The sequence below is a fragment of the Streptomyces sp. NPDC045778 genome, from assembly GCF_056431945.1.
In genome coordinates this window covers 112,449-134,246 of record NZ_JBWKJZ010000016.1, presented here as the reverse complement: position 1 = coordinate 134,246, position 21,798 = coordinate 112,449, and the positions used below count along the sequence as shown (strand labels likewise).

19 protein-coding genes are annotated in these 21,798 nt (G+C 68.7%); 17 read left to right on the top strand and 2 right to left on the bottom strand.

Annotated elements, in window-relative coordinates; genetic code table 11:
* Positions 1-102: 102 nt before the first annotated feature.
* The 6 genes from AC07GB_RS21885 to mpaM all read left to right on the top strand — a co-directional run bounded on the left by AC07GB_RS21885 (position 103) and on the right by mpaM (position 7,593).
* Positions 103-1,308 carry a cytochrome P450 gene (locus AC07GB_RS21885; RefSeq protein WP_478847856.1) on the top strand — a complete coding sequence of 402 codons (1,206 nt, stop codon included), beginning with the start codon at positions 103-105 and terminating at the stop codon, positions 1,306-1,308.
* Between the two features lie 46 nt (positions 1,309-1,354).
* The gene (locus AC07GB_RS21880) at positions 1,355-2,551 is read left to right on the top strand and encodes a cytochrome P450 (protein ID WP_478847854.1); all 1,197 of its coding nucleotides are present in this window, start codon (positions 1,355-1,357) and stop codon (positions 2,549-2,551) included.
* A gap of 132 nt (positions 2,552-2,683) precedes the next feature.
* Positions 2,684-3,904 carry a cytochrome P450 gene (locus AC07GB_RS21875; RefSeq protein WP_478847852.1) on the top strand — a complete coding sequence of 407 codons (1,221 nt, stop codon included), beginning with the start codon at positions 2,684-2,686 and terminating at the stop codon, positions 3,902-3,904.
* Between the two features lie 96 nt (positions 3,905-4,000).
* Positions 4,001-5,479 (top strand): tryptophan 7-halogenase, encoded by a 1,479-nt coding sequence (locus tag AC07GB_RS21870; RefSeq protein ID WP_478847850.1) that lies wholly within the window; start codon positions 4,001-4,003, stop codon positions 5,477-5,479.
* A gap of 105 nt (positions 5,480-5,584) precedes the next feature.
* Positions 5,585-6,658 carry a glycosyltransferase family protein gene (locus AC07GB_RS21865; protein ID WP_478847848.1) on the top strand — a complete coding sequence of 358 codons (1,074 nt, stop codon included), beginning with the start codon at positions 5,585-5,587 and terminating at the stop codon, positions 6,656-6,658.
* Positions 6,659-6,771: 113 nt separating this feature from the next.
* Complete coding sequence (gene mpaM / locus AC07GB_RS21860; RefSeq protein ID WP_478847846.1) at positions 6,772-7,593, top strand: daptide-type RiPP biosynthesis methyltransferase; 822 nt, start codon at positions 6,772-6,774, stop codon at positions 7,591-7,593.
* A 15-nt stretch (positions 7,594-7,608) separates the two neighbouring features.
* On the opposite strand, the gene AC07GB_RS21855 is transcribed toward mpaM, so the two are convergent.
* Complete coding sequence (locus AC07GB_RS21855) at positions 7,609-8,862, bottom strand: aminotransferase-like domain-containing protein (RefSeq protein ID WP_478847947.1); 1,254 nt, start codon at positions 8,860-8,862, stop codon at positions 7,609-7,611.
* Positions 8,863-9,142: 280 nt separating this feature from the next.
* On the opposite strand from AC07GB_RS21855, the gene AC07GB_RS21850 reads away from it, so the two are divergent.
* The 11 genes from AC07GB_RS21850 to AC07GB_RS21800 all read left to right on the top strand — a co-directional run bounded on the left by AC07GB_RS21850 (position 9,143) and on the right by AC07GB_RS21800 (position 21,424).
* Positions 9,143-9,973, top strand: coding sequence for an alpha/beta fold hydrolase (locus AC07GB_RS21850; protein ID WP_478847844.1), 831 nt, complete (start codon positions 9,143-9,145; stop codon positions 9,971-9,973).
* An 88-nt stretch (positions 9,974-10,061) separates the two neighbouring features.
* A complete protein-coding gene (locus tag AC07GB_RS21845) occupies positions 10,062-11,798 on the top strand; it encodes an amino acid adenylation domain-containing protein (protein WP_478847843.1) in 1,737 nt (578 codons plus the stop codon).
* Positions 11,799-11,812: 14 nt separating this feature from the next.
* Complete coding sequence (locus tag AC07GB_RS21840) at positions 11,813-13,012, top strand: cytochrome P450 (RefSeq protein ID WP_478847842.1); 1,200 nt, start codon at positions 11,813-11,815, stop codon at positions 13,010-13,012.
* A gap of 173 nt (positions 13,013-13,185) precedes the next feature.
* A complete protein-coding gene (gene hppD, locus AC07GB_RS21835; RefSeq protein ID WP_478847841.1) occupies positions 13,186-14,256 on the top strand; it encodes a 4-hydroxyphenylpyruvate dioxygenase in 1,071 nt (356 codons plus the stop codon).
* Positions 14,253-15,329, top strand: coding sequence for an alpha-hydroxy acid oxidase (locus AC07GB_RS21830; RefSeq protein ID WP_478847839.1), 1,077 nt, complete (start codon positions 14,253-14,255; stop codon positions 15,327-15,329). Before hppD ends, AC07GB_RS21830 begins: the two co-directional genes overlap by 4 nt.
* A gap of 184 nt (positions 15,330-15,513) precedes the next feature.
* Positions 15,514-16,614, top strand: coding sequence for a 3,5-dihydroxyphenylacetyl-CoA synthase DpgA (gene dpgA, locus AC07GB_RS21825; RefSeq protein ID WP_304459956.1), 1,101 nt, complete (start codon positions 15,514-15,516; stop codon positions 16,612-16,614).
* 23 nt (positions 16,615-16,637) lie between these two features.
* The gene (gene dpgB, locus AC07GB_RS21820; RefSeq protein WP_478847837.1) at positions 16,638-17,282 is read left to right on the top strand and encodes an enoyl-CoA-hydratase DpgB; all 645 of its coding nucleotides are present in this window, start codon (positions 16,638-16,640) and stop codon (positions 17,280-17,282) included.
* Positions 17,279-18,577 carry a (3,5-dihydroxyphenyl)acetyl-CoA 1,2-dioxygenase DpgC gene (dpgC, locus tag AC07GB_RS21815; RefSeq protein WP_478847835.1) on the top strand — a complete coding sequence of 433 codons (1,299 nt, stop codon included), beginning with the start codon at positions 17,279-17,281 and terminating at the stop codon, positions 18,575-18,577. Before dpgB ends, dpgC begins: the two co-directional genes overlap by 4 nt.
* Positions 18,578-18,608: 31 nt before the next feature.
* Positions 18,609-18,779, top strand: coding sequence for a hypothetical protein (locus AC07GB_RS21810; protein ID WP_478847833.1), 171 nt, complete (start codon positions 18,609-18,611; stop codon positions 18,777-18,779).
* A 76-nt stretch (positions 18,780-18,855) separates the two neighbouring features.
* Positions 18,856-20,193, top strand: a complete 1,338-nt coding sequence (locus tag AC07GB_RS21805; RefSeq protein ID WP_478847831.1) for a cation:proton antiporter — start codon at positions 18,856-18,858, stop codon at positions 20,191-20,193.
* Between the two features lie 91 nt (positions 20,194-20,284).
* The gene (locus AC07GB_RS21800) at positions 20,285-21,424 is read left to right on the top strand and encodes a lipid II:glycine glycyltransferase FemX (protein ID WP_478847829.1); all 1,140 of its coding nucleotides are present in this window, start codon (positions 20,285-20,287) and stop codon (positions 21,422-21,424) included.
* A gap of 172 nt (positions 21,425-21,596) precedes the next feature.
* On the opposite strand, the gene AC07GB_RS21795 is transcribed toward AC07GB_RS21800, so the two are convergent.
* A complete protein-coding gene (locus AC07GB_RS21795) occupies positions 21,597-21,797 on the bottom strand; it encodes a ferredoxin (RefSeq protein WP_478847945.1) in 201 nt (66 codons plus the stop codon).
* Between the last annotated feature and the right edge of the window lies 1 nt (position 21,798).

Sequence of the window (21,798 nt, the reverse complement as noted above, 5' to 3'; positions counted from 1 at the left end):
GCCGCTCAATGCGGACGGTTGGACGGGCGCCACGCCCGTCCAACCGGCTCGTGACCACCACTTCCGCATCCGAGGGCGGGACGAGGCGAAAGGACCTGCGCAGTGCTCGATGAGAACGAGGTCGTCCGGGGCACCTTCGAAGACATCAACGTTCACGTGGGCTTGGACATACACCGGCGGGACCGGTTCGACCCGGTGCCGGAGTTACGCGCCTTGATGGCCGAGGGCCCCATGGCCGTACTGGGCGTCGAGGACGCCCCCGAAGGGCGGACCGCGTGGCTTGCCGCCGGGTACGACGAGATCCGGCAGGTTCTCGGCTCGGACAAGTTCAGCTCCAAGCTGCTCTACCGCGGCACCGCCGCCGGTTTCATCTTCCCCGGCTTCCTCACCCAGTACGATCCACCGGAACACACGCGTCTGCGCCGGATGGTGACGGGCCCCTTCGCCATCCGGCGGATACAGGGGTTCCAGCCGCAGGTCGAGAAGATCGTCGAGGCCACCCTCGACGACATCGAGTCCACCGGTGGCCCCGTGGACTTCGTCCCGCGTTTCGGGTGGCCCATCGCGACCACGGTGACCTGCGACTTCGTCGGCATCTCACGTGATGATCAGGCGGAACTCTCCCGTGCCCTGCACGCCAGCCGGGCCGAACGGTCGGGCAAGCGGCGCCTGGCGGCGGGAAACAAGTTCTGGGCGTACATGAACCAGGTCGTGACGCGTACCCGCCGCGATCCCGGTGACGACCTGTTCGGCGTCGTGGTGCGCGAGCACGGCGACGACATCACCGACGCGGAGCTGATCGGAGTGGCCGCGTTCGTCATGGGCGCGGGCGGGGACCAGGTGGCCCGCTTCCTCGCGGCGGCCGCGTGGCTGATGGTCGAGGAGCCCGAGCAGTTCGCCGTGCTGCGGGACAGTCCTGAGACCGTGCCGGACTGGCTGGACGAGGTGGTCCGCTACATCACCAGCGACGAGAAGACCACTCCGCGCATCGCGTTGGAGGACGTGCGCATCAGTGGGTGTCCCATCAAGGCGGGTGACACCGTCACGCCCTCGTTCCTTGCCGCGAACCGCCGGAACTTCCCGGGCCCGGACGACCGGTTCGACATCACCAGGGAGAAGCCCGCGCATGTCGCGTTCGGGCACGGCATCCACCACTGCCTCGGCCGGTCGCTGGCCGAGATGGTGTTCCGGGTGGCGATTCCGGCTCTGGCGCGCCGCTTTCCGACGCTGCGGCTCGCCGAACCGGACCGCGAGATCAAGCTGGGGCAGCCGCCGCTCAACGTGGAAGCCCTGTGGCTCGACTGGTAGCGCTCGATCGCAGGAGGAGAACCGATGGCAGGGAAGGAGCTTCCCGTTGACTGCTGACGACGAGCGCCCCGTCCACATTCGCAGACAGGGTCTCGATCCGGCGGACGAACTGCTCGCCGCGGGACCGCTGACGAGGGTCACCTCGGGGTCCGGCGCGGACGCCGAGACCCGCTGGATGGCGACCACGCACGCGGTCGTCCGACAGGTGATGGGCGATCACAAGAGGTTCAGCACACGGCGCCGCTGGGACCGGCGGGACGAGGTCGGCGGGGAGGGCATCTTCCGGCCGCGCGAGCTGGTCGGCAACCTGATGGACTACGACCCGCCGGAGCACACCCGGATGCGGCAGAAGCTGACTCCCGGCTTCACGCTGCGCAAGATGCAGCGTCTCCAGCCCTCCATCGAACAGATCGTGACCGAGCGCCTCGATGCCATGGAGCAGGCGGGGTCCCCCGCGGATCTGATCGAGTTCGTCGCCGAGGAGGTGCCCGGGGCCGTGCTGTGCGAGCTGATCGGCGTGCCCAAGGACGACCGGGTGATGTTCCTGCGGCTGTGTCACGCTCACCTCGACGCCTCGCGAAGCCAGAAGAGGCGGGCGGCGGCCGGCGAGGCGTTCTCCCGCTACCTGTTGGCGATGATCGCCAGGGAACGGAAGGATCCGGGCGAGGGGCTGATCGGCGCCGTCGTCGCCGAACACGGCGACGCGGCCACGGACGAGGAGCTGAGGGGCTTCTGCGTCCAGGTGATGCTGGCCGGCGACGACAACATCTCCGGCATGATCGGCCTTGGTGTCCTGGCGCTGCTGCGCCACCCCGAGCAGATCGCCGCGTTCCAAGGCGACGAACGGTCGGCGCGACGGGCGGTCGACGAGCTGATCCGCTACCTGACGGTCACTTATTCCCCGACGCCCCGCATCGCCATGGAGGACGTCACCATCGGGGACCAGGTGATCAAGAAGGGGGAGAGCGTCATCTGCTCGCTCCCCGCGGCCAACCGCGACCCCGCCCTGACAGCGGATCCGAACCGTCTCGACGTCACGCGTGAGCCCGCCCCGCACGTCGCGTTCGGGCACGGCGTCCACCATTGCCTGGGAGCTGCTCTGGCCCGCCTCGAATTGCAGACGGTCTATACCGCTCTGTGGCGGCGATTTCCCGGGCTGCGGCTGGCGGATCCCGCCCAGGAGGACATGTTCCGCTTGACCACCCCCGCCTATGGACTGACGGAGCTGATGGTCGCCTGGTGACCGTCCGCGGCAGCCGCATTTGTCCACGTCCGGCGCTGGACGTCCCGCCCGATGACAGATGAAACTGAGGCGGCAGCGTGGGCGGGGTGAACTCACCGGGAATCCCGGTCAGTGAAGGAGATTCCACTCGGCATGAGTCCAGATATCGATGAGGTCGCGCCACTCTTACGAGAGCCCGCGAACTTCAAGATGCGAACCCATTGCGATCCGCATGCAGACAACTTCGACCTCAGAGCGCATGGCCCGCTTTTCCGTATTGTCGGTGAGGCCTCCGAGCAGTTGGGCAGAGAATATGTGTGGCAGGCCTTCGGTTACGACGTCGTGCGCAGGATACTGGGCGATCACGAGAATTTCACGACCCGGCCCCGGTTCATCCAGGGGGAGACGGCGGAGCGCATAGAGCCCCAGTTCGTCGGACAGATATCGACGTACGATCCGCCCGAGCACACGCGGCTGCGGAAGATGCTGACACCGGAGTTCACGGTCCGGCGCATCCGCAAGATGGAGCCCAACATACAAGGCCTCATCGACGATCGGCTCGACATGATGGAAGCCGCGGGAGCACCCGCGGACGTCCAGCGGGACTTCGCCGATCCGATCGGCGCGGGCGTTCTGTGCGAGCTGCTCGGCATCCCGCGCGACGACCGGCGCGAGTTCGTCCGGCGGCTCAGGCGGAACGTCGATCTGAGCCGCGGGCTCAAGGCGAGGGCCGCCGACAGCGCGGCGTTCAACCGCTACCTGGACAACCTGATCACCCGGCAGCGGAAGGAACCCGGCGACGGGCTCCTCGGCATGGTCGTGCAGGAGCACGGGGACAACATCACGGACGAGGAGTTGAAGGGCCTGTGCATGGCGCTGATCCTCGGTGGGGTCGAGACCGTCGCGGGCATGATCGGCTTCGGGGTCGTCGCGCTCCTGGACAACCCCGGCCAGATACCGTTGCTTTTCGCGGGCCGTGAGAAGGCCGATCGCCTGGTCACCGAACTGGTGCGATATCTGTCGCCCGTGCAGGGGCCCAATCCCCGCCTGGCCCTCAAGGACGTGGTCATCGACGGGCAGTTGATCAAGGCCGGGGATTATGTGCTGTGTTCGGTTCTCATGGCCAACCGGGATGAGGCGCTGACGCCGAATCCCAACGTCGTCGACGCAGACCGTGAACCGGTCTCGGACGTCGGATTCGGGCACGGCATCCATTACTGCGTAGGCGCGGCGCTGGCGAGGGCGATGCTGCGCATTTCCTATCAGAGCCTCTGGCGACGGTTCCCGGAGCTGCGCCTCGCAGTGCCCATCGGGGAAGTGAAGTATCGCAACGCTTTCGTCGACTGCCCGGACCAGGTGCCCGTGACTTGGTAGCGGTCGAGAGTAGCGAGCGAGGATGGCGATCGAGCGGCGCACGCTCATAGAACAAGCCGTAATGAATTGGCCCGCAACAGAGGGAATGGTGGCGAGATGTCGGTCGAAGAATTCGATGTAGTGGTGGCTGGTGGAGGGCCGGGCGGCTCGACCGTGGCCACACTCGTGGCCATGCAGGGCCATCGGGTGCTGCTCCTGGAGAAGGAGAACTTTCCCCGGTACCAGATCGGCGAGTCGTTGTTGCCTGCCACGGTGCACGGCGTGTGCCGGCTGCTCGGCGTCACGGACGAACTGGCCGGTGCCGGGTTCCCGATGAAGCGCGGCGGCACGTTCCGCTGGGGCGCCCGCCCGGAGCCCTGGACGTTCCACTTCGGCATCTCCGCCCGGATGGCCGGCTCGACGTCGTACGCCTACCAGGTCGAGCGGGCGCGATTCGACGAGATCTTGTTGAACAACGCCAAACGCAAGGGTGTCGTCGTGCGGGAGGGGTGCGCGGTCAACGACGTGGTGGAAGAGGGCGACCGTGTCACCGGTGTGCGCTACACCGACCCCGAGGGCAGTGAGCGTACGGTGTCGGCGCGCTTCGTGGTGGACGCCTCGGGCAACAAGAGCCGGCTGTACGGCAACGTCGGCGGCACGCGGAACTATTCGGAGTTCTTCCGCAGCCTGGCGCTGTTCGGCTACTTCGAGGGCGGTAAGCGGCTGCCCGAGCCGGCCTCGGGCAACATCCTGAGCGTGGCCTTCGACAGCGGCTGGTTCTGGTACATCCCGCTGAGCGACACGCTGACCAGCGTCGGCGCGGTCGTGCGCAGGGAGGACGCCGAGAAGGTCCAGGGAGATCGGGAGAAGGCCCTCAACGCCTTGATCGCCGAGTGCCCGATGATTTCGGACTACCTGTCGGACGCCACCCGGGTGACGACCGGAAAGTACGGGGAACTGCGGATCCGCAAGGACTACTCCTACCAGCAGACGAACTTCTGGCGGCCCGGGATGGTCCTGGTCGGCGACGCCGCCTGCTTCGTGGACCCGGTGTTCTCCTCCGGGGTGCATCTGGCGACCTACAGCGCGCTGCTCGCTGCCCGGTCGATCAACAGCGTCCTCGCGGGCGAGCTGGACGAGAAGACGGTACTGACCGAGTTCGAGGCGCGGTATCGCCGCGAGTACCAGGTGTTCTACGAGTTCCTCATGTCGTTCTACCAGATGAACGTGAACGAGGACTCGTACTTCTGGCAGGCCAAGAAGGTCACGAACAACCGGAGCGCCACCGACAGTGAGTCGTTCGTGGAGCTGATCGGTGGGGTGTCGTCGGGTGAGACGGCGCTGACGGCGGCGGACAGGATAGCCGAGCGCAGCGCCGAGTTCGCCGCGGCCGTGGATCAGATGGCAGGCGGCGACCAGGAAAACATGGTGCCGATGTTCAAGTCACAGGTGGTCAGGCAGGCGATGCAGGAGGCCGGCCAGGTGCAGATGAAGGCGCTGCTCGGCGAGGACGCCGAGCCCGAGCTGCCGCTCTTCCCCGGCGGCCTCGTGTCCTCACCCGACGGCATGAAATGGCAGACCTACCAGCAGGCGTGAGGGCTCCGCGCTTCCTCGATTCGCCGACCGTGGCGTTCGTCGATCGCGCGTTGAGCAGAGCTGATCCGATCGGTATTCGTCGTTACGTGAGAGAGTGGGTTCACGATGGGCAATTGGAAGATTCTGGCCCTTGAGTTCGATCAGCTCGGGCGGGACCTCCGGCCTGACGAAGAAATCGCGGAAGGTATTGCCCAGCAAGGCCCGCTCTGGCTGAGGATCTCGAACCTCTTCCAGCGCCACCTGTCGGTGCTGCGGCACCTGCCGCCCGGGCAGCTGATCCTGTGGAAGCTGGAGCACTGGGGGGACAGCACCCCGTTCGACCGGATCCCGATGTCCCCCGACGCGCACCCGGCAACGTATACCAAGGAGCTGCTGAACCTCGGACACCTGGTGCATCCGTACACGTTCACGCAACGGAATCGGAAGCTGCTTCACCAGGACATTCCCATGCTTCGCGAGCTGGATTTCGGCATCGTCCCGATAGCCCAGAAAGTACCTGTCGAAGGTGCCTCGCCCGAAGCCCTGCGGGCGAGCTTGAACCTTGACGCAGGCGACACGCTGCTGGGTGCCGGAGGAATGCTGCACCCGGCCAAGGGCATCGACGAGATCGCTGTGTGGTTCCTCCGCAACATCCAGGATCCGAAAACCCATCTCCTGTGTTGTGTCATACCGGACGAGCCCGGTGTGACGGAGGAATCCGTCCGCCGCCGCTGGGAACAGGCGGCAGGCGTGGACTCGTCCCACCGTATTCATGTGCACATGGGCGCGTATCGCCAGTGGGAGTGGATGTGCTCCTTCTACCGGGCAGTCGACGTCATGCTGGTGAACTCGGTCAGCGACTCGTGGGGGCGCATGCTCTCGGAAGCCGTCGGGCTCGGCGTGCCGACGCTGGCTCGACGAGCCGAGTGCGCGACCAACGACATCTTCCCTGGCCTTGTCCTCGTGCCTGACTTCGAGAGTCTCTCGCGCGAGGAATTCCGAGCCCTCGCCGACACCGCGCGCGAGCGTGCCCCAGAACTTGCCCGCTACGCCGACACGCACTACGCGGCACCTGTGGTGGAGAAGCAGTATCTGGACATGCTGCGCGCGTGGACGCCGGCGGACCGGCTGGCCGACTTCGACCAGCTGGCACAGCAGCCGCATTCGCGTCGCCTCGTCCGAGAAATGATCGACCGCTGAACTGCACGAAGTGACGGTTCCACTGCCGCACCGGGCTGCCCGGCCGCGGTGACCGCGACGTCGTCAACAACCCACTCGTCCCTGAGATGGATGCCTACCAGGAGGTCGGCCGTATGAGTAATCAGCTGGAGCATGGACCGGTCCGGACCGCGCGCGCGGACGCTTTGCTGGCCTCTGTGGGGGAGCGAGGCGTGCTGCGCAGTTTCTACGACGAGGACCTCGGGGTCGACCTGATGCTGGAAGCGGACGGCGTTTCGGAAGTAAAGGAGATGGCCGCCCACATTCCTCCTGCGTCCGGGTCGGTCCTTGAACTCGCTGCCGGAACGGGTCGGCTGACGTTCCCTTTCCTGAAGCTCGGCTTCGAGGTCACCGCACTGGAGCTGTCGACCACGATGATCGACACCCTCCGGAAGGAGCTGGCGGCCGCGCCGGCGGACCTTCGGGACCGGTGCACTGTGGTGCAGGGAGACATGGGCGCCTTCACGCTGGGCAAGCGCTTCGGTGCCGTGGTCATCAGCTACGGCTCGATCAGCCTCCTGGACGACACCCACAGGCCCGGCTTGTACGCGTCGGTTCGCGCGCACCTGGAGCCCGGAGGGAAATTCCTGGTCAGCATGGCCGACAACGGCATGTGGAAGTCCCAGGAGCGCCAGCAGGAGCTGTCGGGCCGAAGCGGCCGACGGTATGTGCTGCACGCGCGGCGGTCACCGGCAGAGAAGATCCAGGACATCACGATCTACCCTGCCGATGACACGCTGGACCCCTTCGTCATCTGCACGAGCCGCTTGCGGCTCCTCGACGCGGATCAGGTGGTACAGGAACTCGAAGAGGCCGGATTCGACGTGGTGGCGCCGACTGCGTTCAGGTCCGACGAGGAGCGTGGCGGCCCTGGCGCGCTGCTGCTGGAGGCGTCACTGCGGAGCGATTCCGCATGACCCGCTGAGCCCGGCTCAGGGCAGCCGCGCGGTGATCAGCGCGGCGAGCCGGGAGACGGCCTCCTCGATCAGTTCCGGCGTCAGCAGGCTGATCGAGAGCCGGAGTTGGTTGAACCCGCCCTTGCCACCGTAGAAGTGATGCATCGGGGTGAACAGGACGCCGTAGTCGCCGGCGGCGTGCTTCAGCAGCTCGTCGTCGACGACGAAGGGCACGGTGACGGTGATGAAGAACCCGCCCTTCGGCGAGTTCCAGCTGACCCCCGGGCAGCCGCCGAGCCTGCGGGTGAGCTGGCCCAGCGTGTGCTGGAGGTTGCGGTGGTAGATGGCGATTTCCCTGGCGTTGGCCTTGAGCAGACTGAAGTCGTTGAGCAGGAGCTTCCCGGCGATCACCGCTTGCGCGATGGGCGAGGTGTTCACCGTGAGCATGCCCTTGAGCTTCGAGAGCTGATCGGCGAACAGACCGCCCCCGGCCACGTGCTGGTCCGCCACGACGTAGCCGACCCGGGCGCCGGGCATGCCGGTCTTGGCGAAGGAGCCGATGTAGACCACGGCCCCCGACCGGTCGAGCGCCTTCAGCGTGGGCAGGCGCTCGGAGCCGTAGACCCCGTACGCGTTGTCCTCCAGGAGCAGGATGCCGCTCGCCTCGGCGACCTCAAGGAGCCGGCGGCGGGCGGCCACGTCCATGCTGGTGCCGGTGGGATTGGCGAAGTCGGGCGTCACATAGCAGGCCCGGACTCGCTTGCCCTGCTCTTCGGCCAGCTTCAGCTGGCGGACGAGGTCCTGCGGGTCGATGCCGTTCTCGGTGGACCGGACCGGCCGGACCGGGGTGTCGGTCAGCAGCGCCGCCCCGGTCAGGCCGACGTAGGTGGGGGCGGGGGCGAGCAGCACGTCCCGCTCGTCGGCCCGTAGCGTGCGGAAGAGCAGGAACATGGCCTCCTGCGCGCCCACGGTGACGACCACGGACTCGGGATCGGCCTCGATGCCCTCGTCCTTGGCGAGGTGGCGGGCGATGAGATCGGTGATGACGCCCTTCGTGGTGCCGTACTGGAAGAGCGTGCGGGTGACCTCCGCCTCGTCCAGCTCCCGGTCGCTGCGAAGGTGGTCGCAGTAGGCGTCGATGTACTCGTGGATGAGGCGGACGTCGAAAAACTCTTCGTACGGGCGGCCCGCCGCCATGGAAATGGCCGTGGGATATTCGCCGATCAGCTCATTGAGCAGGTTCATCGACGAGATAGCGGGATCGGCGAGCGAGCTGTGCAGAGTTTCCATGCTCAAGTGCGAGGAAAGACCGTATGAATCCATGAATGCTAGGGTTTTCCATCCCCGGTCGAGATGTCAAGCAGCGGCCGTGGACGCGAATTGATGGCGATTCTCGCTGATATGCGCCGAGCGTGTCGGTAATCGTGGACGTCTATGTCCGCTCTTCCAGATGCTCGATATCCGAAGGTACGGTCACACGCATGCCACAGCACCTGGGGAGCACACAACCGTTGCGTAAAACGAGAACTCCGCCGCGCAGTGGACGTGCGGCGAGCGGGGGAGGACCGGCATGTTGATGACAACGGAGAACGGGATCCGGCTGTCCTACCACGACCACGGCGACACTTCGCCCGTGCTGTTCCTGACCGGCACCGGGGCGCCGAGTTCGGTGTGGGACCTGCACCAGGTGCCCGCGTTCCGCGCCGCCGGGTTCCGCGTGATCACCATGGACAACCGCGGGATTCCGCCCAGCGACACCGGCGCGGACGGGTTCACCATCGACGACCTCGTCGCGGACACGGCCGCCCTTATCGAGCACCTCGGCGCGGCGCCGTGCCGCGTGGTCGGCACCTCGATGGGCTCCTACATCGCCCAGGAGCTGGCGCTCGCCCGCCCCGAACTGCTGGACACGGTCGTGCTGATGGCGGCCTGCGGCAGGAGCAGTCTCGTCCAGCGGGTGCTCGCGGAGGCCGAGGCGGAGCTGATCGAACGAGCGACCGAGCTGCCGCGGGGGTACCTCGCCGCCGTTCGCGCCCTCCTCAACCTGGGGCCCGCGACCCTCACCGACGACGACCTCACCGCCGACTGGCTCGACCTGCTCGAGGCGTCAGGCATGGAAGGGCCGGGAGTCCGCGCGCAGCTGCTGCTGAGCGCGTTGCCCGACCGCCTCCAGGCCTACCGCGGGATCGAAGTGCCCTGCCACGTCGTCTCGTTCGAGTACGACCTCGTAGCACCGCCGGCGGCCGGACGAGAGCTGGCCGCCGCGATTCCCGGCGCGACACACCGCACGATTCCCGGGTGCGGGCACTTCGGCTACCTGGAGAACCCGGAAGCGGTGAACCGCGAGCTGATCCGGCTCCTGCGCACCGAGTCCCGCGCGCGATTGGAGAAGACCGCATGACACCCCATGAGTCAGCCCGTCACCCGGGTCGTGCCGGGCACCCCGCCGACACGGTCGCGGATGCCCGCGGAGCCGCGGAGAGGCGAGCATGACCGACGTGAACCTGCTGCCGTCCACGGCGCCCGCGCTGTTCGAGGCGACCGCCGCGGCGATGCCGGACCGGCCGGCGGCGGCGATGGGTGACACCACACTGACCTACGCCGAGCTGAACGGGGAGGCCAACCGGTTCGCGCGTCGGCTCGTCGAGCACGGCGTCGGCCCCGAACAGCTGGTGGCCACGGTGATGCCACGGTCGATCGAGTTCGTCATCGCGGTCCTGGCCGTGCTCAAGGCCGGTGCCGCGTACGTGCCCGTCAACCCCGACTATCCGGAGGAACGCAGGCGGCAGATGCTGGACGACGCGTCAGCGCACTGCGTGTTGTCCCTGCCGGGGCAGGACGTGGCCGGCGCTCCCGCGGTCCTGCGCGTGGAGCGGGAGCCGTCCCGGTCCGAGCCGAACCTGGACGACCACGACCGGCTCAGCCCCTTGCTTCCCGACCACCCCGCGTACGTCATCTACACCTCGGGCTCGACCGGACGACCGAAAGGCGTGCTGGTCACGCACCGCGGGATCCCGAACCTGGCCGCCGATTACGTGCGCCGCCAGCAGCAGAACCCGGACAGCAGGTTGCTGGCGTTCGCATCCCCCAGCTTCGACGCATCCGTCGCCGAGTTCTGGCCGATCTGGCTGGCCGGCGGCTGTCTGGTCCTTGCTCCCGCCGAGGACCTGGTCCCGGGCGAGCCGCTCGCCCGGCTCGTGCGTGACCAACGCATCACCCACATCACCTTGCCGCCGACCGCGCTTGCACCGCTGGAGGAAGCCGGCGGCTTACCCGCGGGCCTTACCCTCCTGGTCGCGGGGGAGGCGTGCCCGGCACCGGTCGCGAAGCGCTGGGCCACCGACCGCGTGATGATCAACGCGTACGGTCCGACCGAGGCCACCGTCGCGGTGACCGCGAGCGAGCCGCTGACCGGCGAGGGAACCCCGCCGATCGGCAGGCCGATCACCGGCGTCCGTACGTACGTTCTGGACGACCGGATGAGGGCCGTCCCGGACGGGGACGTGGGCGAGCTGTACATGACCGGCCCCGGCCTCGCCCGCGGATATCTGCACCGGCCGGCGGCGACCGCGCAGCGGTTCCTGCCGGACCCGTTCGGCGGTCCGGGCGACCGCATGTACCGCACCGGAGACCGGGTGCGGGCACGGTCGGACGGCCAGCTCGTCTTCGTCGGCCGCGCCGACGACCAGCTGAAGGTCCGTGGCCACCGGATCGAGCCGGGCGAGGTCGAGGCCGCCCTGTTCGACGTGGACGGGGTGGCCCAGGCGGTGGTGACCGAGCACGAGAACAGGCTGGTCGCGTATGTCGTCGGCACGGCGGGCGCCCCGGTGGCCGTCGAGCACCTCCTGGCGCGGCTGCGCCGGCGGTTGCCCTCCTACCTGGTACCCGACGTGGTCGTCGACCTGCCGCGGCTGCCGACGTCGCCGAACGGCAAGGTCGACCGAGCCGCCCTGCCCGAGCCCGGCAGCGCCCCACGCGCGAGCGCGGGGCGAGCGCCGAACACGCCCACCGAGGCCCTCCTGGCCACGTTGTTCGCCGAAGTGCTCGGCGTCAGCAGCGTCGGCGTCGAGGACAGCTTCTTCGAGGTCGGCGGCCACTCGCTGCTCGCGACCCGGCTGGTGGCCCGCATCCGCGAGACCTTGAACGTGCGGCTGCGGGTGCAGGCCTTCTTCAACGCGCCGACCGTGGCACAACTCGCCAAGGTGCTCGACGGCACACCGACGTGACCTGGAGACCCTCCATGCGGATGACGAAAACCGTCGAAGAGGTCGATCTCGGCGACCCCGATCTGTACACGACGCTCGACCGGCACACCCGCTGGCGCGCGCTCGCGGCGGACGACGCGATGGTGTGGAGCGAACCGGGCAGTTCGCCCAACGGGTTCTGGTCCGTGTTCTCGCACCGGGCGTGTGCCGCGGTCCTCGCGCCCACCGCGCCGTTCACCTCCGAGTACGGAATGATGATCGGCTTCGACCGCGAGCATCCGGACACCTCGGGCGGCCGGATGATGGTGGTCTCCGAACGGCAGCAGCACCGCAGGCTGCGCAAGCTGGTCGGACCGCTGCTCTCCAGGGCGGCCGCGCAGGCCCTTGCGGAGCGCGTGCGGACCGAGGTGGACGGCGTGCTCGACCAGGCGCTCGACGGCGGGGTGTGCGACGTGGCCCCGGCGATCGGCTCACGCGTCCCGGCCGCGGTCGTGTGCGACATCCTCGGCGTACCGGCCGAGGACCAGGACCTGCTCATCGACCTGACCAATCACGCGTTCGGTGGCGCGGACGAATGGTTCGACGGGATGACGCCGCGTCAGGCACACACCGAGATCCTCGTCTACTTCCACGAGTTGATCGCCGGGCGTCGCGAGCGCCCCGGCGCCGACCTCGTCAGCACGCTGGTGGCCGACGACGGCCTCACCCTCGACGACGTACTGCTCAACTGCGACAACGTACTGATCGGGGGCAACGAGACCACCCGGCACGCGATCACCGGTGCGGTGCACGCGCTCGCCACGGTGCCCGGCCTGCTGAGTGACCTGCGCGACGGGAGCGCGGACGTCGACACCGTCGTGGAGGAGGTGCTGCGCTGGACCTCGCCGGCGATGCACGTGCTCCGGGTGACGACCGACGAGGTCACGGTCAACGGCCGTCACCTGCCGCCCGGCACGCCGGTGGTCGCGTGGCTGCCCGCCGCGAACAGGGATCCCGCCGTGTTCGACGACCCGGACGCGTTCCGCCCCGGGCGAAAGCCCAATCGGCACATCACCTTCGGCCACGGGGTGCACCACTGCCTCGGTTCCGCACTCGCCCGGATCGAGCTGTCGGTCGTGCTGCGCGTGCTGGCCCAGCGGGTGTCACGGGTGGAACTGGTGCGCGAGCCCACCTGGTTGCGCGCGATCGCCGTGCAGGGATACCGGGAACTCCCGGTGCGGTTCACGGGGCGTTGACCCGGGAGCCGGTGCGGGTGTGGCGGGTTTTTCCGGGGGATAACCGGGACTTGTCCAACCGGTATCCATGACGTCTGTGCCCGGCAGACGTCAAATTGACACCGTTGATGCGAATGTGACTCGCAGTCATGCTGTGAATGGGCAGCTATCCATTCCATTTCATGGAGGAAGTCTTGAGCGCTGTGCAGAATTTCGAGATCGACTACGTGGAGCTGTATGTCGGTAATCTCGAGGAGGCCGCTTTCGGCTGGGTGGACAAGTATGATTTCGCCGTCACCGGTACAAGCCGCTCCGCGGATCACCGGAGCGTCACGCTGTGCCAGGGGGCGATAAAGCTTGTCCTCACCGAGCCGACGTCGGACCGGCATCCGGCGACGATCTACCTCCAGGCGCACGGCGACGGTGTGGCCGATATCGCGCTGCGTACTCCGGACGCGGCCGCCGCTTTCGACGCCGCCGTGCGGGCCGGGGCCGTAGCGGTCCGGGAGCCGGCGCGGCTCGACGAGGCGGAGCCGGGCGGACCGGCCGTCACGGCCGCCGTCGTCGGCTTCGGCGACCTGGTGCACACCCTGGTCCAGAGGGACGAAACCACCGCCTCGCCGCAGGCGGACGGCGCTCGCGGGGGAGACGCGGACCTGCTCGGGATCGATCACTTCGCGGTCTGCCTGAGCGGGGGCGACCTCGGACCCACGGTGGAGTTCTACGAGCGGGCACTGGGGTTCCGGCAGATCTTCGAGGAGCACATCGTGGTCGGTGACCAGGCGATGAACTCCATCGTCGTGCAGAGCGCGTCGGGAGCGGTCACCCTCACGATGATCGAGCCCGACGAGAGCGCCGACCCGGGCCAGATCGACGACTTCCTCAAGGACCACCACGGCGCTGGTGTCCAGCACATCGCGTTCACCAGCGACGACGCGGTCCGCTCGGTCCAGGCGCTGTCCCGGCGCGGGGTGGAGTTCCTGAAGACACCGGCGGCCTACTACGACCTGCTCGGCGAGCGGATCGCCCTGGAGACGCACAAACTGGACGATCTGCGGGCGACGAACGTGCTCGCCGACGAGGACCACGGCGGCCAGATGTTCCAGATCTTCACCGCTTCCACTCATCCACGGCGGACGCTCTTCTTCGAGATCATCGAGAGGCAGGGAGCGGAGACGTTCGGCAGCGCCAACATCAAGGCCCTGTACGAAGCCGTGGAACTGGGACGGACCGGCCAGAGCGAGCCTGGTGCCATCCGCCGATGACGTACGTGCGCCTCGCCGATTTCGAACGTGCCGCCCGGGACGCCCTCCCCGGCCAGATCTGGGACTTCCTCGCCGGGGGCAGCGGCACCGAGGCCTCTCTGGCGGCCAACCGCACCGCACTCGAGCAAACCTTCGTGGTGCCCCGGGTGCTGCGTGACCTGACCGAGAGCGGCACCGGGGCCGATGTCCTCGGCAAGCGTGCCGCACTGCCGCTGGGCGTCGCACCGATCGCGTACCAGCGGCTGTTCCACCCCGGCGGTGAACTCGCGGCGGCGCGCGCGGCCCGGGACGCCGGCGTGCCGTACGTCATCTGCACCATGAGCAGCTTTCCGCTGGAGGAGATCGCTGCCGTCGGTGGCCGGCCGTGGTTCCAGCTGTACTGGCTGCGGGACCAGAAACGGTCTCTGGACCTGGTGCGCAGGGCGGAGGACGCGGGCTGTGAGGCGATCGTCTTCACCGTCGACGTACCGTGGATGGGGCGGCGGTTGCGCGACATGCGCAACGGCTTCGCGCTGCCGGAGTGGGTGACGGCTGCCAACTTCACGTCCTCGGCGGCCGCGCACCGCCGAACCCTAGGGGTGTCGGCCGTGGCCGACCACACCGCGCGCGAGTTCGCCCCGGCCAACTGGGACGCTGTGGCGGCGGTGTGCGCGCGCACGAACCTGCCGGTGGTGCTGAAGGGGATCCTCGCTGTCGAGGACGCCCGCCGTGCCGTCGAGGCGGGTGTCAGCGGCATCGTGGTGTCCAATCACGGAGGCCGTCAGCTGGACGGTGCCGTGCCCGGAACCGAGGTACTTGGCGAGATCGCCGCCGCGATCGGCGGCGGCTGCCAGGTGCTGATGGACGGGGGCATCCGCAGTGGCGGAGACATCCTCAAGGCCATCGCCCTCGGAGCCTCGGCCGTACTCGTCGGACGCCCCGCCATGTGGGGCCTGGCCACGGCCGGTCAGGACGGCGTACGACAGGTGCTCGACCTGCTCGCCGCCGAACTCCGGGACGCGATGGGCCTGGCGGGCTGCGCGTCGGTGGACGCGGCCGGCCGGCTGAGCACGAGAAGGCCCCGGTACGGCTGATGCTCCGCGCGAGGCGCCGGCATCCGGCACTTAATACCTCGGGAATGCCCGCCCTCGCCCACACGAGGCGGCCGAGCCGCCTTCACCGTGCCCATCCCAATCTGCGAAAGGAGAGATTGATGACCGCGTCACAGATAAAGCCAGTACGCCGTAGCAAGCTCAGGACATGGGGCTGGATGTATCGATGACTACCAGTATCGCTCCGGCGGCGGATCTTTCCGTTCTCACCGGACTCACCGAGATCACCAGGTTCGCAGGGGTCGGGACCGCGGTGTCCGACACCTCGTACTCGCAATCAGAGCTGCTCGACATCCTCGACATCGAGGACCCCAAGATCCGCTCGGTCTTCCTCAACAGCGCGATCGACCGGCGCTTTCTCACGCTTCCGCCGGAGGGCCCCGGCGGAGTGCGCGTACCCGAACCCCAGGGCGATCTGCTGGACAAACACAAGAAGATCGCCGTCGACATGGGGTGCCGTGCGCTCGAGGCCTGCCTGAAGTCGGCGGGGTCGAGTCTTGAGGACCTGCGCCACCTGTGCTGCGTCACCTCGACCGGCTTCCTGACTCCCGGCCTGAGCGCGCTGATCATCCGTGAACTCGGGATAGATCCGCATTGCAGCCGTTCGGACATCGTGGGCATGGGATGCAACGCGGGTCTCAACGCGCTCAACGTGGTCGCCGGCTGGTCCGCGGCGCACCCGGGCGAACTCGGTGTCGTCCTGTGCACCGAGGCGTGCTCCGCCGCCTATGCCCTGGACGGCACGATGCGGACCGCGGTGGTCAACAGTCTGTTCGGCGAAGGAGCCGCCGCCCTCGCCGTCACCTCCGGTGACGGCAGGGCGCCCGGCCCGCGCGTGCTGAAGTTCGCGAGCTACATCATCACCGACGCGATCGACGCGATGCGCTACGAATGGGACCGGCAACTGGACCGGTTCAGCTTCTTCCTCGACCCGCAGATCCCCTACGTGGTCGGCGCACACGCCGAGATCGTCGTCGACCGCCTGCTGTCCGGAACGGGGCTGCGCCGCAGCGACATCAGCCAGTGGCTGGTGCACTCCGGCGGCAAGAAGGTGATCGACGCCGTCGTGGTCAACCTCGGCCTGAGCCGGCACGACGCTCGGCACACCACCGGCGTGCTCCGCGACTACGGCAACCTCTCCAGCGGCTCCTTCATCTTCTCCTACGAGCGACTGGCCGAAGAGGACGTCGCCCGGCCAGGCGACTACGGCGTGCTGATGACCATGGGGCCCGGATCCTCGATCGAGACGGCGCTGATCCAGTGGTGACGCGCGGCGGAACGGATGGCGAAATGACGCTGCGCCTGGACGGCACGCGGCCCCTGTCGGCCGAGTCCATCGAGGAGATGGTCGATCTCTGCGACCGCGCCGACGACCATCGGGAACCCGGCCCGGTCACCGTCCACGTCACGGGCGTCCCACCGGCCGACTGGGCGACGGAGCTGACCGTCGGAGTGGTCTCCAAATGGGAACGGGCGGTGCGCCGGTTCGAACGGCTCGGCCGGCTCACGGTCGCGGTGGCGTCGGGCGACTGCGCCGGAACGGCGCTGGACGTCCTCCTCGCCGCCGACGTCCGGATCGCCGCTCCCGGCACCCGCCTTCTGCCCTCCTGGGCAGGCGGAGCCACCTGGCCGGGGATGACCGTGCACCGGCTCACCCAGCAGGCCGGCGCGGCAGGCATCCGGCGGGCCGTGCTGCTCGGGACCCCGATCGGGGCGGACCGCGCGCTCGCACTCAACCTGGTCGACGAGGTGACCGAGGACCCGGCGACGACGCTCGCCGCCCTGGCCGAGGCGGCCGATGCCGTGGACGGCACGGAGATGGCGATTCGCCGACAGCTGATCTTCGAAGCCGGCTCCACCGCCTTCGAGGACGCGCTCGGCAGACACCTCGCCGCCTGCGACCGCTCCCTGCGCCGGACGGGACCGTCCGCATGACGATCGCGCACACCCTTCCGAGCGGCCTCACCGCCGCAGGGGAGACGCTGCACAAGGCGGCCGAGCGGGTCGACGACCTGCTCGCCGCCCTGCCCGAGCCGACGCGACGGACCCCCGGCCAGCGGGCCGAGGCCGCCGCCGCCCAGGACGAGGTGCGCCGCCTGCGCGAGCGGTTCCTGGCCGAGCACGTCCAGGAGGTGTACGCCCGCCTCACCGACGGCCGCGACTTGCGCGTCGAAGCCCTGGTCACGGAGGCCGCCGAGGCCTTCCCCGGCCTGGTCCCGACCGCGGCACAGCTCGCGGACGAGCGGTCGCGGGTCCAGGCGGACAAGGAAGGCCGGGAGATCGACCAGGGCATCTTCCTGCGGGCGGTGCTCGGCTCGCCCGTCACGGGCCCGCACTTGGTCGACGCGATGCTCCGACCGACCCCGCGGGCGCTCGCACTGCTCCCGGAGTTCCGGCGGACCGGTCTCCTGGAGACCGAGGCCGTCCGCCTCGAGCGGCGCGACGGCGTGGCCCATCTGACGATGTGCCGCCACGACCGTCTCAACGCCGAGGACGAGCAGCAGGTCGAGGACATGGAGACCGCGGTCGACCTGGCGCTGCTCGACGAGGACGTCAAGGTCGGGTTCGTGCGCGGCGGCGAGATGAGCCATCCGCGCTACCGGGGCAGGCGCGTGTTCAGTGCCGGAATCAATCTCAAGTACCTGTCGTCGGGCGACATCCCGCTCGTCGGGTTCCTGCTCCGCCGCGAACTCGGCTACATCAACAAGATCGTTCGCGGGCTCCGCCTGGACGACGGCGGGTGGCGGCCGCCGTACGCGGACAAGCCGTGGGCGGCCGCCGTCGACGCGTTCGCGATCGGCGGCGGCACCCAGCTGCTGCTCGTCTTCGACCACGTCCTTGCCGCGTCCGACGCCTACCTCAGCCTGCCCGCGGCCAAGGAAGGCATCATCCCGGGTGTCGCGAACTTCCGCCTCACCCGGTCGCTCGGCCCGCGCGCCGCCCGGCAGGTGATCCTCGGTGGCCGGCGGCTGTGGGCGAGCGAGCCGGACGCCCGCCTGATCGTCGACGAGGTCGCCGAACCCGCCGACCTGGACGCCGCGATCGAGCGGGCCTTGGAACGGCTGGGCGGGGAAGCGGTGCTCGCCAACCGGCGGATGCTGAATCTGTCCGACGAGCCGCCCGAGGAGTTCCGCCGCTACATGGCGGAGTTCGCGCTCCAGCAGGCGCTGCGGCTGTACGGCGCCGATGTCATCGACAAGGTGGGCCGGTTCGCCGCGCGGCGGACCTGAACCGCATCCAGTACGTACGTCAAGAAGGGTCATGTCACCCCTTGACCGGCCCGAGGGGCTGACCGCCCCCGACCGGCCCGAGGGGCTGACCGCCCCCGACCGGCCCGCGCACGTCGGCCTCGGCGAGGCCTGGAGCAACGCCGGGGCCGACCCGCGCGTGCGGCTCGCGGTGCCGACCGGGCCGGGCGAGCGGGCTCACTGACGACAGCCTTTGGCACCTTTGGCACCTTTGGCACCTTAGGCACCTTAGGCACCCGACTCAAAGGGACCCCATTCCCATGCAGGACCATATGTCCTTGGCCGTGCGCGACAGCAACCTCGAACTGGCGCTCGACGTGCTTCCCGCACTGGCGGTCATCTTGCTCGCGGCGGCCGTGATCGGCAGGCTCGCGGTCATGCTCGGACAGCCACGGGTGCTCGGCGAAATCATCGCCGGCATCCTGCTGGGCCCGACCCTCTTCGGCTGGCTGGCACCCGATCTCCAGGCGGACGTCTTCCCGGCGGAGGCACGGTCGGTGCTGTACGTCCTGAGCACCATCGGCCTGACGCTCTACATGTTCCTCGTCGGCGCCGGCCTCGACCACAGCCGGCAGGAGTCCGATCGCAAGCACCACCCGGCGGTCCTCGCCGCTTCGGGGTTCGTGCCCTCCCTCGTCCTCGGCGGTCTCGTCGGCCTGCTGATGTGGGACGACGTCTCGCGCGATGACGTCAGCCGGTGGGAGTTCGCCCTCTTCGTAGGCGGTGCCCTGTCCCTCACCGCGCTCCCCATGCTGGCCCGCATGCTGTACGAGCGGGGCCTTCAGAACACCCGCCTGGGACGCCTTTCCCTGGTCGCCGCCTCGATCGACGACGCGGCGGCCTGGTGCTTCCTGGCCATGCTGACGGCCGTGCACACCGGCTCCGGGGCCGCCGACGCCCTGCCCATGATCGGCTACAGCGTCCTGTTCACCGTCGTGATGCTGCTCGGAGTGTCCCGACTGCTGCGGCCGCTGGCACGGCACGTGGGCCGACAGGGCACGCTGAGTCCCGGCGCGATGTACGTCGTCGTCATCGTCCCGATCGTCTGCGGATACGTCACCGACCTGATCGGGATCTACTCGGTCTTCGGCGGCTTCATCGCCGGCCTGGCCATGCCCCGTGACCCGCAGTTCCGCCAAGCGCTGCACAGCCGGATGATGGACACCGTCTCCACGCTGCTGCTGCCCGTCTTCTTCGCCCTGTCCGGCCTCACCACCGACCTGCGCAGCCTCTCGGCCCACACCCTGCTGTTCGGCGTCGCCGCGCTCCTGGCGGGATTCGCGGGCAAGTACTTCGGCAGCGCCCTGGCGATGAAGACACTCCGCTTCAGCTGGCGCGAGGCCTTCGCGGTGGGAGGGCTGATGAACGCCCGCGGCCTGATGATCATCGTCTTCATCAACATCGGCTTGGCACAGGGCCTGATCACCAAGCCGGTGTTCTCTGTTCTCGTCATGGTCGCCGTCATCACGAGCGCCGCGGTCCTGCCACTGTACCGCCGGGCGCTCCCGCACCACCTGGAGCTGTCCCTGGGCAGCGATGCGCCCCCTCCGGCACCGGCCGGTGGTGGCCAAAACCGGATCCTGAGCCGCCGAGGGTGACATATCGTCCGCATATCGAGAATCGCATACACCACGGCAACACCCCACTACATTGACTGATGACATGTCCTTCAACCCCCCCAGCGAAGCAATGCGATCCACAGCCGTGAAACCGGTGGTCATGCCGATCACCGCCACCGAGCACATGGCGTTCGTACGGGCCCAGCGGTCGGTCAGCTTTCTGCAGACCCCGGCATGGGGCGGCGTCAAGACCGAGTGGCGCAGCGAGTCCCTCGGCTGGTTCGAGGGGCGGCGCCTGGTCGGTGCCGGGCTCGTACTGCACCGCCCCGTGCCGAAGCTCGACCGCTTCACGCTGGCGTATCTGCCCGAGGGCCCGGTCATCGACTGGAGCGGCGACATCAGTGCTTGGCTCGATCCGCTGGCGGCCTACCTCAAGGCCCACGGCGCGTTCGCGATCCGGATCGGCCCGCCGGTGCGCACCCACACCTGGAGCGCCGCCCAGGTCAAGGAGGGCATCGCCGACCCGGGCACCAAACGGCTCACCGACATCACCGGCCACTGGACCGACCCGATCGGTGACCGCGTGGCCGGCGGGCTCCGGCGCGCCGGCTGGCTGCCGCAGAACCCGGAGGACGGGTTCGGGGTCGGCCACCCGCAGTTCAAGTACGAAGTTCCGCTGGCAGGCAGGACCGAGGACGAACTGCTCAAGGGCATGAACCAGCAGTGGCGCCGCAACATCAAGAAGTCGGCCAAGGAGGGAGTCGAGGTCACGGTCAGCAAGGGGGGCCCGGAGGACCTCAAGGCGTTCCACGACCTCTACGTCCACACCGCCGAGCGCGACCACTTCACACCCCGGCCGCTGCGCTACTTCGAGACCATGTTCGCGGCGCTGAGCGCCGAGGACCCCGAGCGGATCAAGCTCTACCTGGCCCGCCACCAGGGCGACTTGGCCGCCGCCACGGTCATGGTCCGCGTCGGCGCCCACGCTGTGTACTCCTACGGCGCCTCCTCCACCGCGAAGCGCGAGGTGCGTGCCTCCAACGCCTGCCAGTGGGCGATGATCCGCGACTCGCTCGCGGCCGGCTGCGACGTCTACGACCTGCGGGGCATCACCCCGACCCTCGACGCCGACGACCCGCACGTCGGCCTCGTCCAGTTCAAGGTCGGCACCGGCGGTCAGGCGACGCGGTACGTCGGCGAGTGGGACCTGCCGCTGCGGCCGATCGTCTACCGGGCCTTCGACCTCTACATGAGGCGACGCGGCCGCTGAACCGCGGGCCGCGGCTGCGCCGGGCCGCGCCCTGCGGGGGGCCTTGACCAGTCACATCCCTTGCGGCAGCCCGAGATGAGCCGAGGTGGCGGCGGTCCGCCACGTCGGCACCATCACACTCGTCGGTGACGGGCCAAGGCACCGACGATCACGACTCGATCGGGTACGGCGGTTACGACGACTCCTCGACCTGGATCGCTGCCCCAGGGCACATCATGGCCGACTCGCGTACCGCGTCGTGGAGTTCGGAGGGCGGAGTGTCATCGAGGAGTTCGACCGTGCCGTCCTCGTCCCGCTGATCGAAGACCTCGGGGACGAGCATCACGCACTGGCCCGAGGAAACACAGCTGGGAGCGTCGACCTTAACGCGCATC

Bases quoted from the DNA above. Each gene is read 5' to 3' on its own strand.
- AC07GB_RS21875 (WP_478847852.1), top strand. From the start codon at position 2,684: ATGAGTCCAGATATCGATGAGGTCGCGCCACTCTTACGAGAGCCCGCG.
- AC07GB_RS21870 (WP_478847850.1), top strand. From the start codon at position 4,001: ATGTCGGTCGAAGAATTCGATGTAGTGGTGGCTGGTGGAGGGCCGGGC.
- AC07GB_RS21865 (WP_478847848.1), top strand. From the start codon at position 5,585: ATGGGCAATTGGAAGATTCTGGCCCTTGAGTTCGATCAGCTCGGGCGG.
- mpaM (WP_478847846.1), top strand. From the start codon at position 6,772: ATGAGTAATCAGCTGGAGCATGGACCGGTCCGGACCGCGCGCGCGGAC.
- AC07GB_RS21855 (WP_478847947.1), bottom strand. From the start codon at position 8,862: ATGGAAACTCTGCACAGCTCGCTCGCCGATCCCGCTATCTCGTCGATG.
- AC07GB_RS21850 (WP_478847844.1), top strand. From the start codon at position 9,143: ATGTTGATGACAACGGAGAACGGGATCCGGCTGTCCTACCACGACCAC.
- AC07GB_RS21845 (WP_478847843.1), top strand. From the start codon at position 10,062: ATGACCGACGTGAACCTGCTGCCGTCCACGGCGCCCGCGCTGTTCGAG.
- AC07GB_RS21840 (WP_478847842.1), top strand. From the start codon at position 11,813: ATGCGGATGACGAAAACCGTCGAAGAGGTCGATCTCGGCGACCCCGAT.
- AC07GB_RS21830 (WP_478847839.1), top strand. From the start codon at position 14,253: ATGACGTACGTGCGCCTCGCCGATTTCGAACGTGCCGCCCGGGACGCC.
- dpgA (WP_304459956.1), top strand. From the start codon at position 15,514: ATGACTACCAGTATCGCTCCGGCGGCGGATCTTTCCGTTCTCACCGGA.
- dpgB (WP_478847837.1), top strand. From the start codon at position 16,638: ATGACGCTGCGCCTGGACGGCACGCGGCCCCTGTCGGCCGAGTCCATC.
- dpgC (WP_478847835.1), top strand. From the start codon at position 17,279: ATGACGATCGCGCACACCCTTCCGAGCGGCCTCACCGCCGCAGGGGAG.
- AC07GB_RS21810 (WP_478847833.1), top strand. From the start codon at position 18,609: ATGTCACCCCTTGACCGGCCCGAGGGGCTGACCGCCCCCGACCGGCCC.
- AC07GB_RS21805 (WP_478847831.1), top strand. From the start codon at position 18,856: ATGCAGGACCATATGTCCTTGGCCGTGCGCGACAGCAACCTCGAACTG.
- AC07GB_RS21800 (WP_478847829.1), top strand. From the start codon at position 20,285: ATGCGATCCACAGCCGTGAAACCGGTGGTCATGCCGATCACCGCCACC.
- AC07GB_RS21795 (WP_478847945.1), bottom strand. From the start codon at position 21,797: ATGCGCGTTAAGGTCGACGCTCCCAGCTGTGTTTCCTCGGGCCAGTGC.